The organism is Herbaspirillum sp. SJZ107 (assembly GCF_006715485.1).
In the GTDB taxonomy this organism is placed as follows: domain Bacteria; phylum Pseudomonadota; class Gammaproteobacteria; order Burkholderiales; family Burkholderiaceae_D; genus Telluria.
Genome location: NZ_VFNH01000001.1, coordinates 1,947,572 through 1,960,316, shown reverse-complemented (window position 1 = coordinate 1,960,316; position 12,745 = coordinate 1,947,572). Strand labels below are relative to the sequence as shown.

General features: G+C 67.1%; 9 protein-coding genes. All 9 read left to right on the top strand.

Annotated features, from left to right (window positions below):
- Positions 1–105: 105 nt before the first annotated feature.
- A complete protein-coding gene (locus FBX97_RS08730) occupies positions 106–1,302 on the top strand; it encodes a LacI family DNA-binding transcriptional regulator (RefSeq protein WP_141830376.1) in 1,197 nt (398 codons plus the stop codon).
- A 359-nt stretch (positions 1,303–1,661) separates the two neighbouring features.
- A complete protein-coding gene (locus tag FBX97_RS08725) occupies positions 1,662–4,061 on the top strand; it encodes a glycoside hydrolase family 3 N-terminal domain-containing protein (protein ID WP_141830375.1) in 2,400 nt (799 codons plus the stop codon).
- A gap of 19 nt (positions 4,062–4,080) precedes the next feature.
- Positions 4,081–5,262: a fumarylacetoacetate hydrolase family protein gene (locus tag FBX97_RS30035; protein WP_141830373.1), complete on the top strand. Its 1,182-nt coding sequence runs from the start codon at positions 4,081–4,083 to the stop codon at positions 5,260–5,262.
- A complete protein-coding gene (locus FBX97_RS30030) occupies positions 5,263–6,054 on the top strand; it encodes an SDR family NAD(P)-dependent oxidoreductase (protein ID WP_141830371.1) in 792 nt (263 codons plus the stop codon).
- Positions 6,051–6,926, top strand: a complete 876-nt coding sequence (locus FBX97_RS08710; protein WP_141830370.1) for an SMP-30/gluconolactonase/LRE family protein — start codon at positions 6,051–6,053, stop codon at positions 6,924–6,926. The genes FBX97_RS30030 and FBX97_RS08710 overlap by 4 nt, the downstream gene beginning before the upstream one ends.
- Positions 6,927–6,930: 4 nt before the next feature.
- A complete protein-coding gene (locus FBX97_RS08705) occupies positions 6,931–8,715 on the top strand; it encodes an IlvD/Edd family dehydratase (protein ID WP_141830368.1) in 1,785 nt (594 codons plus the stop codon).
- A gap of 33 nt (positions 8,716–8,748) precedes the next feature.
- Entirely contained in the window at positions 8,749–9,753 is a 1,005-nt protein-coding gene (gene xylF / locus FBX97_RS08700) for a D-xylose ABC transporter substrate-binding protein (RefSeq protein WP_141830367.1), read from the top strand.
- Between the two features lie 150 nt (positions 9,754–9,903).
- Positions 9,904–11,469, top strand: coding sequence for a D-xylose ABC transporter ATP-binding protein (gene xylG / locus FBX97_RS08695; protein WP_141830365.1), 1,566 nt, complete (start codon positions 9,904–9,906; stop codon positions 11,467–11,469).
- Positions 11,462–12,661 (top strand): sugar ABC transporter permease, encoded by a 1,200-nt coding sequence (locus FBX97_RS08690; protein ID WP_141830363.1) that lies wholly within the window; start codon positions 11,462–11,464, stop codon positions 12,659–12,661. Before xylG ends, FBX97_RS08690 begins: the two co-directional genes overlap by 8 nt.
- The last annotated feature ends 84 nt before the right edge of the window (positions 12,662–12,745 follow it).

Here is a 12,745-nt window from a genome sequence, read left to right as displayed (position 1 = left end):
CGCGGGCTTTTCGGGTGTTTCGTTCTCCTCGGGGCCTATCGCGTAGGCGGATGTTACTGTGCTAAGATAGCGCAAACAACAGGATGTGACAGGGGTGTGCCAGACATGACTAAAGTCAAAATCGAGGCCAAGCCGGCTGCCGGCAGCGGCGCCAGGGCCATCCACGAACAGGTCGAACAGGACGTCGAGCGCCGCGGCCAGCCGACCATGGCCGACGTCGCCAAGCTGGCCGGCGTATCGGCCATGACGGTGTCGCGCGTCATGAACGGCAAGGGCCTGGTGCGCGAGAGCACACGGCGCAAGGTCGCGGACGCCGTCGCCGCCCTGAATTACACCCCCAACCAGGAAGCACGCAACCTAGCCGGCTCCAAGCCGATCCGCGTCGGCTTCTTGTACAGCAACCCGAGTGCCGGCTATCTCAGCGAGTTCCTGGTCGGCCTGCTCAGCCAGTCGGGCCTGAACAACGTCCAGCTGTTCGTCGAAAAATGCGAAGCCGGCCAGCACGAGGAAGCACAGACGCGCCACCTGATCGAAAACGGCCTCGACGGCATCATCCTGCCGCCGCCGCTCGGCGACAGCGAAGCCATCATCGCCGGCGTGGCCGCGGCCGGGATTCCCGCCGTCGCGGTCGCCTGCGGCCTGCCGGACGAGCGTGTCGGCGCGGTCAGCGTGGACGACTACGACGCCGCCTACCACATGACGCGCCACCTGATGGCGCTCGGCCACCAGCGCATCGGCTTCGTGGTCGGCCACCCCAACCAGACCGCCAGCGCGCGCCGCCTGGCCGGCTACCGCGCCGCCATCGAAGAGAAGGGCGGCGACAAGTCCGAAGAGCTGGTGGTGCAGGGCATGTTCACCTACCGCTCCGGCCTGGACGCGGCCGAGCACCTGCTGGCGCTGGACGAGCGTCCGACCGCGATCTTCGCCAGCAACGACGACATGGCGGCGGCCGCGGTCGCGGTCGCGCACCGCCTCGGGCTCGACGTGCCGGGCGACCTCACCGTCACCGGGTTCGACGATACCGCGCTGGCCACCACCATCTGGCCGGAATTGACCACGGTGCGCCAGCCGATCGCCGAGATGGCGCGCGAAGCCGTGCAGGCGCTGGTGCGCCAGGTGCGGGCGCTGCGCGAAGGCGAGACGGTCGAGCCGGAACGCGTGCGCATGGACTTCGAGCTGGTACGGCGCCAGTCCGACGCCGCACCGCGCATCCGCCCGCCGGCGCGCCTGCCTTCGGTCAAGCCGGTGGTCAAGGCGGCGGCCAAGCCGACCCCTGTCAAGCACGTCCACGCCGCCAACTGAACAGGGCCATGGACCGGAAAGCGCGCCGCCGTGCTTTCCCAGGTCTACCCAGTCTTCCCGGTTGCGCTGCCAGCGTCGCTGGTCGCGCTAACATCTGCGTTCTACCCCGCCTGCATCCCTCGCGCGCTACACGCCGCGCCGTCTCCCGCCACGCCTATGGCATCGCCTGCCCGGCGGTATCATTTGCGCCAATATTTCATTGACATGAATCGATTCTGCCGTTTAGACTGGAATGGTTGCGGTAACATCACTGTTACAAGAATGTTCTACCGCACCCAGAGTCACACGAAACAGGCAGTTGGAGACACCGCCGGCGCAGGCCGGACGGACCATAACGATAAGCAGTGGAGACGAGATCGATGGGTATCAAACGCAGGGAATTCCTGGCGTCGGTAGGTGGCGTGGCCGGTCTGGCCGTGTTGCCGGGTGCCGTGATGGCGCAGGCCGGCGCCGCCAAGAACGGCGCAATGCTGTACAAACAGGCCGGCGCGCCGGTCGATGCGCGGGTCGAAGACCTGCTCAAGCGCATGACGATCGAAGAAAAGATCGCGCAAATGCAGTGCATCTGGCAGCAGAAGGCCGCGCTGCAAAACTCCGACACCAGCTTCAACCCCGACAAGGCACGCGCCGCCCACCCGCATGGCATGGGCATGTTCGCGCGTCCGTCCGACCGCCAGCTGGGCGCGGCCGCCAGCGTGGCCGGCGACGCCGGCGAGACCGCCCACCGCGGTCCGCGCGAAACCGCCGAATACGTCAACGCCGTCCAGAAGTGGGCAGTCGAAGGCACCCGCCTCGGCATCCCGGTGCTGATGCACGAGGAAGCGCTGCACGGCTACGTGGCGCGCGAGGCGACCAGCTTCCCGCAGGCGATCGGCCTGGCCTCCAGCTTCGACCCGGCGCTGGTCGAGAAGATCTTCAGCATGGCGGCGCGCGAGATGCGTGCCCGCGGCGCCAACCTGGCGCTGGCGCCGGTGGTCGACGTGGCGCGCGAGCCGCGCTGGGGCCGCATCGAAGAGACCTACGGCGAAGACCCGCACCTGTGCGGCGCGATGGGCAAGGCGGCCGTGCTCGGCTTTTCCGGCAACACGCTGCCGCTGGCGCAGGACAAGGTCTACGCGACCCTGAAGCACATGACCGGCCACGGCCAGCCGGAAAGCGGCACCAACATCGGCCCGGCCAACGTCGGCGAGCGCACCCTGCGCGAGGATTTCTTCCCGCCCTTCGAAAAGCTGATCCGCGAAACCAAGATCGCCGCCGTCATGCCCTCGTATAACGAGATCGACGGCATTCCGTCGCACGCCAACCGCTGGCTGCTGACCGACGTCCTGCGCAAGGAGTGGGGCTTCAAGGGCGTGACGGTGTCCGACTACATGGCCGTCAACGAGCTGGTGACCCGCCACAGCCTGGCCGCCAACCCGAAGGAAGCGGCGCTGCGCGCGGTCAAGGCCGGCGTCGACATCGAGACGCCGGATCCGCTCGGCTACGTGAAGCTGGCCGAACTGGTCCGCGAAGGCAAGCTCGCGACCGCCGAGATCGACGCCGCCGTGCGGCGCATCCTGAAGCTGAAATTCGAAGCCGGCCTGTTCGAGAACCCGTACGCCGACGTGGCCCAGGCCGATGCCCGCACCGCCGCACCGGACGCGATCGCGCTGGCGCTGGAAGCGGCGCGCCGCAGCGCCGTGCTGCTGAAGAACGACAAGGGTCTGCTGCCGCTGCAAGGCAAGAAGGTCGGCAAGCTGCTGCTGCTCGGCACCCACGCCAAGGACACGCCGATCGGCGGTTATTCCGATGTGCCGCGCCACGTGGTCTCGGTCTACGAAGGCCTGCAGAAGGAAGCGCAGGCCCAGGGCTTCAGCCTGGCCTACTCGGAAGGCGTGCGCCTGACCGAAGGCCACGTCTGGGGCAAGGACGAGATCGTGTTCACCAAGCCGGAAGTCAACGCGCGCCTGATCGCCGAGGCGGTCGAAGCCGCCAAGTCGGCCGACACCATCGTCATGGTCCTGGGCGACAACGAGCAGACCGCGCGCGAAGCCTGGGCCGACAACCACCTGGGCGACCGCACCGGCCTGGACCTGATGGGCCAGCAGAACGACCTGGCACGCGCCATCTTCGCGCTGAATAAACCAACCGTGGTGCTGCTGCTGAACGGCCGTCCGCTGTCGGCCACCCTGCTGGCCGAACGCGCCGATGCGCTGCTCGAATGCTGGTACCTGGGCCAGGAGACCGGCCACGCGGTAGCCGACCTGCTGTTCGGCCGCGCCAACCCGGGCGGCAAGCTGCCGGTGACGATCGCACGCGACGTGGGCCAGCTGCCGATGTATTACAACCGCAAGCCGAGCAGCCGCCGCGGCTACATCGACAACACGACCACGCCGCTGTTCCCGTTCGGTTTCGGCCTGTCGTACACCCGCTTCGAGATCTCGGCGCCGGTCCTGCAGTCGGCGCGCATCGGCACCAATGGCAGCACCCGTGCCTCGGTCCAGGTGCGCAACGTCGGCCAGCGCCGCGGCGACGAAGTCGTGCAGCTGTACATCCGCGACGACGTCAGCTCCGTCACGCGCCCGCTGCTGGAATTGAAAGGCTTCCAGCGCGTGACGCTGGAGCCGGGCGAGACCCGCACCGTGACCTTCGACATCAAACCGACCGACCTGTGGTTCTACAACGCCGACATGAAACGCGTCGTGGAGCCGGGCACCTTCACCATTTTCGCCGGACCGAACAGCGTCGACCTGAAAAAGGCGACCCTGACGGTGGCGTGATCCTGCAAGCGAGGACAACATGACAGTACAGCAGACCAAAGCACTACCCGAGGACGTCGCCAACGCGCTGCTGGTCGGCCGCGTCTGGCGTCCAGCCCCGGTCAACGGCCCGGCCGTGGTGGCGGTGCGCGGCGGCCGCGTGATCGACATCACGCGCCACGCGCCGACCGTGTCCGACCTGTTCGAGCGCGACGATGCCGTCGCGGTCGCCCGCAGCGCGCCTGGCGACGACCTCGGCGACCTCGCCGAACTGGTCGCGGCTTCCGAAAAGAACCCCGGCCCGGGCGCGCTGCGCCTGCTGGCGCCGTGCGACCTGCAGGCGATCAAGGCCGCCGGCGTGACCTTCGCGGTCAGCCTGCTGGAGCGCGTGATCGAAGAGCAGGCCAAGGGCGATCCGGCGCGCGCCGAAGAGCTGCGCCAGACCCTGCAGGCGTCGATCGGCACCAACCTGCGCGACATGAAGCCGGGTTCGGACGAGGCGCTGCGCCTGAAGGACGAACTGATCGAGCGCGGCCTGTGGTCGCAGTACATGGAAGTCGGCATCGGCCCCTATGCCGAAGTCTTCACCAAGTCGCAGCCGATGTCGGCGGTCGGCCACGGCTTCGACGTCGGCCTGCACCCGGTCTCGAACTGGAACAACCCGGAGCCGGAGATCGTGCTGGCAGTGAACAGCCGCGGCACCGTGCTCGGCGCCACCCTCGGCAACGACGTCAACCTGCGCGACATCGAAGGCCGCAGCGCGCTCCTGCTGGGCAAGGCCAAGGACAACAACGGCTCGTGCGCGATCGGTCCCTTCATCCGCCTGTTCGACAACGGCTTCACCATGGACACGCTGCGCCAGGCGGAAGTGCGCATGCTGATCGAAGGCGTCGACGACGGCTTCACGCTGGAAGGCACCAGCCAGATGCGCGAGATCAGCCGCGACCCGCTCGACCTGGTGGCCCAGACCTGCGGCGCCCATCACCAGTACCCGGACGGCTTCATGCTGTTCCTGGGGACGATGTTCTCGCCGATCAAGGACCGCGATGCGGCCGGCGGCGGCTTCACCCACCACGCCGGCGACCGCGTCAGCATCTCGACGCCGACGCTCGGCACCCTGGTCAATACCGTTCAGCGCAGCGACGAGATCGAGCCCTGGACTTTCGGCGTGCGCGCCCTGTACAAGAGCCTCGCGCAGCGCGGCATCCATCAAGAGAATTGAATGTCTGACCTTACCCAACAAGATTTCGTCTACGCCACCTACCCCGACCTGAAGGGCAAGCGCGTAGTCATCACCGGCGGCGGCAGCGGCATCGGCGGCGAGCTGACCACGGCGTTCGCCGGGCAGGGCGCCCGCGTGGTGTTCCTCGACATCGCCGAAGAAGCCTCGCGCGCGCTGGAAAGCGCCCTGAGCGGCGCCGCCGCCGCGCCGACCTTCATCAAGTGCGACCTGACCAACATCGACGAGCTGCAAAGCGTGTTCGCGCGCATCCACGAGGAGCTCGGCGGCGTCGACATCCTGCTCAACAATGCGGCCAACGACGACCGCCACGACATCGAGGACGTGACCCCGGCCTACTGGGAAAGCCGCATGAACGTCAACCTGCGCCACATGTTCTTCTGCACCCAGGCCGTGCTGGCCGGGATGAAGGAAAGGCGCCAGGGCGCGATCCTGAATTTCGGTTCGATCTCGTGGCACCTGCCGCACAACCACCTGCACCTGTACATGACGGCCAAGGCCGGCATCGAGGGCATGACCCGCGCGCTGGCGCGCGACGCCGGCCACTACGGCATCCGCGCCAACACCATCATCCCGGGCGCGGTGCGCACCCCGCGCCAGCAGGCGCTGTGGCACAACCCGGAAGAAGAAGCGCGCATCCTGGCCGGCCAGTGCCTGCCCGAACGCGTCGAGATGCAGGACGTGGCGGCGCTGACCCTGTTCCTGGCCTCGGATAATGCGCGCCATTGCAGCGGACGCGAATACTTCGTCGACGCGGGATTCTACGGCGCATGAACGCGAACGCACTCTCCTGCCTGTGGGACGTGGGCGCCACGCTCGGCGAGGGCGTCCTGTGGGACGCCGCCGCCAAGCGCGTCTGGTTCGTCGACATCAAGGGCCGCCGCATCCACCGCTGCGGCCATGACGGCAGCGATCGCCGGAGCTGGGACGCCCCGGGCCAGGTCAGCTTCATCGTGCCTGCCGCCGACGGCAGCATGGTCTGCTCGCTCGAAGATGGCCTGTACCGCTTCGACGACGCCGCCGGCGATTTCCTGCCGCTGGCGAAGGTGGAAGCCGACGAGATCGGCAACCGCTTCAACGACGGCCACGTCGATGCCGACGGCGCGCTGTGGTTCGGGTCGATGCACGACGCCGAGGAAGCGGCGACCGGCGCGCTGTACCGTTTCGACGGCAAGCGCATCGCGCGCATGGACGACGGCTACGTGATCACCAACGGTCCCGCGCTCAGCCCGGACGGCGCCACGCTGTACCACACCGACACGCTGCAGAAGCGCGTGTACGCCTTCGACCGCGCCCAGGACGGCAGCCTGTCCAACAAGCGCTTGTTCGTCGAGATCACCGACGGCGGCTATCCGGACGGGATGGCGGTCGACGCCGCCGGCCACCTGTGGGTCGCCACTTTCGGCGGCTGGCGCATCGACCGTTTCGACGCCGCTGGCGCCAAGGTCGGCGAAGTCCGCTTCCCGTGCGCCAACGTCACCAAGCTGGCCTTCGGCGGCGACGACCTGCGCACCGTGTATGCCACCACGGCGCGCAAGGGCCTCTCCGACCAGGAGCTGGCCGAGCAACCGCAGGCCGGCGGCCTGTTCACGTTCCGCGTGGAAACGCCGGGACTGCCGCAGCACAAGCTGCGGATCGAGGAATGAAAGCATGAGTCAAGAAAAGAACACCCCGCGTCGTTTCCGCTCCCAGGACTGGTTCGACAACCCGGAACGCATCGACATGACCGCGCTCTACCTCGAGCGCTTCATGAACTACGGGATCACCCCCGACGAGCTGCGCTCGGGCAAGCCGATCATCGGCATCGCCCAGAGCGGCAGCGACATCGCGCCCTGCAACCGGGTCCACCTGGACCTGGCCAAGCGGGTGCGCGACGGCATCCGCGATGCCGGCGGCATCCCGATGGAATTCCCGCTGCACCCGATCTTCGAGAACTGCCGCCGTCCGACCGCGGCGCTGGACCGCAACCTGGCCTACCTCGGCCTGGTCGAGATCCTGCACGGCTATCCGATCGACGCCGTGGTGCTGACCACCGGCTGCGACAAGACCACCCCGGCCCAGCTGATGGCGGCGGCGACGGTCGACATCCCGGCCATCGTGCTGTCCGGCGGTCCGATGCTGGACGGCTGGTTCGAGGGCGAACTGGTGGGTTCCGGCACCGCCATCTGGAAGGGCCGCCAGCGCCTGGCCGCGGGCGAAATCGACGACAAGAAATTCATCGACATCGCCACCGCGTCGGCACCGTCGGTCGGCCACTGCAACACCATGGGCACGGCGTCGACGATGAACGCGGTCGCCGAAGCGCTCGGCATGTCGCTCACCGGCTGCTCGGCGATTCCGGCGCCTTACCGCGAGCGCGGCCAGATGGCCTACGATACCGGCCGCCGCATCGTCGCCATGGCGCACGAGGACCTGCGTCCGTCGACCATCCTGACGCGCGACGCCTTCCTCGACGCCATCGTCGTCAACGCCGCCATCGGCGGTTCCAGCAACGCCCAGCCGCACATCGTGGCGATGGCGCGCCATGCCGGCGTCGAGATCCTGGAATCGGACTGGATGGACTACGGCTACGACGTCCCGCTGCTGCTCAACATGCAGCCGGCAGGCAAATACCTCGGCGAGCGCTTCCACCGCGCCGGCGGCACGCCGGCCATCATGTGGGAACTCGAGCAGAAGGGCCTGCTGCGTTCGAAGCGCCCCACCGTCACCGGCACCACCATGGCCGAGAACCTGGTCGGCCGCGAAACCCACGACCGCGAGATGATCTGGCCGTTCGACCAGCCGCTCAAGCAGCACGCCGGTTTCATGGTCCTGAAGGGCAACCTGTTCGACTTCGCCATCATGAAGACCAGCGTGATCTCGGATGCCTTCCGCGAGCGCTACCTGTCGGAACCGGGCAAGGAGAACCGCTTCGAATGCAAGGTCGTGGTGTTCGACGGTTCCGACGATTACCACCACCGCATCAACGACCCGTCGCTCGGTATCGACGCCCACACCATGCTGGTGATCCGCGGCGCCGGCCCGGTGGGCTGGCCCGGATCGGCCGAGGTGGTCAACATGCAACCGCCCGATGCGCTGATCAAGCAGGGCATCACGGCGCTGCCGACGCTGGGCGACGGCCGCCAGTCCGGCACCTCGGCCAGCCCGTCGATCCTGAACGCCTCGCCGGAAAGCGCAGCCGGCGGCAACCTGGCGCTGCTGCGCACCGGCGACGTGGTGCGCGTCGACCTGAATACCGGCCGCTGCGACGTGCTGGTCTCGGATGAAGAGCTGGAACAACGGCGCCAGGACGCGCCGCCGGCGATCCCGCCGAACCAGACGCCGTGGCAGCAGATCTACCGTGCGACCGTCGGCCAGCTGCACACCGGCGCTTGCATGGAGCTGGCGCTGGCATACCGTGGTGTCCGTGACGACATGCCGCGTCACAACCACTAAGCCACTCAATAAACAAGTAACAGGAGACAGGACATGAAAAAAATCATCCAGGCCGTGACCTTCGCTTGCGCCATGCTCGGCGCAGCCGGCATCGCCCACGCCGACGCGGCGCATCCGAAGATCGGCTTCTCGATCGACGACCTGCGCCTCGAGCGCTGGGCGCGCGACCGCGACTACTTCAACGCCGCCGCCGAGAAGCTGGGCGCCAAGGTGTTCGTGCAATCGGCCGATGCCAGCGAGCAGCGCCAGATCGCCCAGATCGAGAACCTGATCTCGCGCGGCGTCGACGTGCTGGTGATCGTGCCCTACAACGCGACGGTGCTGAACAACGCCGTCCGCGAAGCCAAGAAGGCCAAGATCAAGGTCGTGTCCTACGACCGCCTGATGCTGAACGCCGACATCGACGCCTACATCTCCTTCGACAACCGCGCGGTCGGCGAACTGCAGGCGCAGTCGCTGGTGGCGCTGAAGCCGAAAGGGAATTACTACCTGCTGGGCGGCGCCCCGACCGACAACAACGCCAAGATCCTGCGCGAAGGCCAGCTGAAGGTGCTGCAGCCGCTGGTCGACAAGGGCGACATCAAGATCGTCGGCAAGCAGTGGGTCAAGGACTGGAGCGCGTCGGAGGCGATGTCGATCGTCGAGAACGCGCTGACCGCCAACGGCAACAAGATCGACGCCGTGGTCGCTTCCAACGACGGTACCGCCGGCGGCGCGATCCAGGCGCTGGCGGCCCAGAAGCTGGCCGGCAAGACCGTGGTCTCGGGCCAGGACGCCGACCTGGCCGCGGTGCGCCGCGTGGTCGCCGGTACCCAGGCCATGACCGTCTACAAGCCGCTGCGCGAAATCGCCACCAATGCCGCCAACCTGGCGGTGCAGCTGGTGCGCGGGCAGAAGCCGGCGTTCAATGCGCAAATGAACAACGGGTTCAAGAACGTGGACACGTTGCTGCTCAAGCCGGTGATGCTGAACAAGCAGAACGTGGACATGCTGGTGAAGGATGGGTTCTATACGCAGGCGCAGTTGGCCGGTAAATAAAAGCGCACTCACACAACGTCGCCCCTGCGCAGGCAGGGGCCCAAGTCGCGCGCGCAGTCGAGACGCCAACAAACTTGGACCCCTGCCTTCGCAGGGGCGACGTTCATACGTACGTACGCAATCTCCAATACACGTATCACTGAGCCCGCAATGTCCGACTACCTGTTACAAATGAAGGCCATCGCCAAGCGCTTCGACGGCGTCCCCGCCCTCGACGGCATCGACCTGGCCATCCGTCCCGGCGAATGCATCGGCCTGTGCGGCGAAAACGGCGCCGGCAAGTCGACCCTGATGAAAGTGCTGTCCGCGGTCTACCCGCACGGCACCTGGGACGGCGAAATCCTGCTCGAGGGCGCGCCGCTGCGTGCCCAATCGATCCGCGAAACCGAGGCCGCCGGCATCATCATCATCCACCAGGAACTGATGCTGGTACCCGAACTGTCGGTTGCCGAGAATATCTTCCTCGGCAACGAGCTGACGCTGCCGGGCGGCCGCCTGGACTACCACGCGATGAACCGCCGCGCCGAAGAGATCCTGCACGAACTCAAGCTGCCCGACGTGAACGTCGTGCTGCCGGTGAAGAACTACGGCGGCGGCCACCAGCAGCTGATCGAGATCGGCAAGGCGCTGAACAAGAAGGCGCGCCTCTTGATCCTGGACGAGCCGTCGGCCTCGCTGACCGCCGCCGAGATCGAGGTGCTGCTCGAGATCATCCGCGACCTCAAGGCGAAGGGCGTCGCCTGCGTCTACATCTCGCACAAGCTGGAAGAGGTGGCGGCGATCTGCGACACCATCGTGGTCATCCGCGACGGCAAGCACATCGCCACCACGCCGATGCAGCAGATGAACGTCGACCGCATCATCGCCCAGATGTGCGGCCGCGAGATGAACCAGCTGTATCCATCGCTGCCGCACCCGGTGGGCGAGGTGGTGATGGAAGCGCGCCATATCACCTGCTGGGACCCGGACCAGCCGCAGCGCAAGAAGGTCGACGACGTGTCGTTCCAGCTGCGCCGCGGCGAGATCCTCGGCATCGCCGGCCTGGTCGGCGCCGGCCGCACCGAACTGGTCACCGCCATCTACGGTTCCTACGAGGGCACGTACGAGGGCGAGGTCTGGCTCGACGGCCAGCGCGTGAACACGTCGAACCCGCTCAAGGCGATCGACGCCGGCTTCGCGCTGGTGCCCGAAGACCGCAAGCACCACGGCATCGTGCGCGATTTGTCGGTGGGCGAGAACATCACGCTGTCGGTGCTGTCGCGCTACTCGCGCATGTCGCGTATCGACGACGGGCTGGAATCGCGCGAGGTGGCCGAGCAGATCCGCCGCCTGGCGCTGAAGACCGCCAGCCCGGCGCTGCCGATCACGGCGCTCTCGGGCGGTAACCAGCAAAAGGCGGTGCTGGCCAAGATGCTGCTGACCGGCCCCAGGGTGCTGATCCTGGACGAGCCGACCCGCGGCGTCGACGTCGGCGCCAAATTCGAGATCTACAAGCTGATGCTCGAACTGGCGGCGCAGGGCATCGCCATCATCATGGTGTCGTCGGAACTGGCCGAAGTGCTGGGCGTGTCCGACCGCGTGCTGGTGATGGGCGAAGGCAAACTGCGCGGCAATTTCGACAACAAGGGACTGACCCAGGAAATGGTGCTGGCCGCCGCAATCGGGCAGGGACACGAACAATTGCAGGAACAAGGACAGGGACACCATCATGGATAAGGCACAGGCACCGCTGCAGGCCGCGGCAAGGCGCGCGGCACCGGCATCGGGCGGCACGCTCAACTTCAAGCAGATCTTCACGCAATATAAAATCCTGGCGCTGCTGGTGGCGATCGCCGTCATCTGGGCGTTCTTCAGCTGGAAGACCGACGGCGGCTTCACCTCGGCGCGCAACCTGTCGAACCTGATGCGCCAGATGTCGGTGACCGGCATCCTGGCCTGCGGCATGGTGTTCGTCATCATCGCCGGCGAAATCGACCTCTCGGTCGGCTCGCTCCTCGGGCTGCTGGGCGGGGCGGCGGCGGTGCTCGACGTGACCCACCACTTGCCGCTGCCGCTGTCGATGGCGATCGTGCTGGCCAGCGGCCTGCTGCTCGGTTTCGTCAACGGCTACCTGACGGCGTATGCGGGAATACCCTCGTTCATCGTCGGCCTAGGGGGGATGCTGGCCTACCGCGGCATCGTGCTCGGGATTACCGGGGGGGCGACCATCGCGCCGATTTCGCCGGAGTTCGAGCAGCTCGGCCAGGCCTACCTGCCGCCGACCTTCGGCATCGTCCTCGGCGTGGTGCTGTTCGCCCTGGCCGCGGTGCTGGCGGTGCGCCAGCGCGCCAACCAGGCACGCCACAACCTGCCGGTGATCGCGCTGTGGCGCTCGCTGTTCCGCGTCGCCCTGACCGGCATCGTGCTGGCCGGCTTCATCTCGACCTTCAACAGCTACGAAGGCATCCCGCTGCCGGTGCTGATCCTGCTGGTGCTGCTGGGCGTGTTCAGCTACATCGCCAAGCAGACCGTGTTCGGCCGCCGCATCTACGCGGTCGGCAGCAACATGGAAGCGACCCGCCTCTCGGGCATCAACGTGCGCGCCGTGAAGCTGTGGATCTTCGGCCTGATGGGCCTGATGTGCGCGCTGGCGGGCCTGATCAACACCGCCCGCCTGGCCGCCGGTTCGCCGTCGGCCGGCACCTCCGGCGAACTGGACGTGATCGCTGCCTGCTTCATCGGCGGCACCTCGATGCGCGGCGGCGCCGGCACCGTGCACGGCGCGCTGGTCGGCGCCCTGGTGATGGCGAGCCTGGACAACGGCATGTCGATGCTGGACGTCGACACCTACTGGCAGATGATCGTGAAGGGTGCGATCCTGACGCTGGCGGTGTGGCTGGATGTGGCGACCCGCAGCGGACGTCGCTGATCGCTGCTTGAGCAGTGCGTGGCTCATAGAAGCCGGGCTACTCATATATAGGCGCACTAAAACAACGTCATCCCCGCGAAGGCG

What these genes read in the sequence shown, in the direction of transcription:
- FBX97_RS08730 (WP_141830376.1), top strand. Translation starts at nt 106, where the DNA reads ATGACTAAAGTCAAAATCGAGGCCAAGCCGGCTGCCGGCAGCGGCGCC.
- FBX97_RS08725 (WP_141830375.1), top strand. Translation starts at nt 1,662, where the DNA reads ATGGGTATCAAACGCAGGGAATTCCTGGCGTCGGTAGGTGGCGTGGCC.
- FBX97_RS30035 (WP_141830373.1), top strand. Translation starts at nt 4,081, where the DNA reads ATGACAGTACAGCAGACCAAAGCACTACCCGAGGACGTCGCCAACGCG.
- FBX97_RS30030 (WP_141830371.1), top strand. Translation starts at nt 5,263, where the DNA reads ATGTCTGACCTTACCCAACAAGATTTCGTCTACGCCACCTACCCCGAC.
- FBX97_RS08710 (WP_141830370.1), top strand. Translation starts at nt 6,051, where the DNA reads ATGAACGCGAACGCACTCTCCTGCCTGTGGGACGTGGGCGCCACGCTC.
- FBX97_RS08705 (WP_141830368.1), top strand. Translation starts at nt 6,931, where the DNA reads ATGAGTCAAGAAAAGAACACCCCGCGTCGTTTCCGCTCCCAGGACTGG.
- xylF (WP_141830367.1), top strand. Translation starts at nt 8,749, where the DNA reads ATGAAAAAAATCATCCAGGCCGTGACCTTCGCTTGCGCCATGCTCGGC.
- xylG (WP_141830365.1), top strand. Translation starts at nt 9,904, where the DNA reads ATGTCCGACTACCTGTTACAAATGAAGGCCATCGCCAAGCGCTTCGAC.
- FBX97_RS08690 (WP_141830363.1), top strand. Translation starts at nt 11,462, where the DNA reads ATGGATAAGGCACAGGCACCGCTGCAGGCCGCGGCAAGGCGCGCGGCA.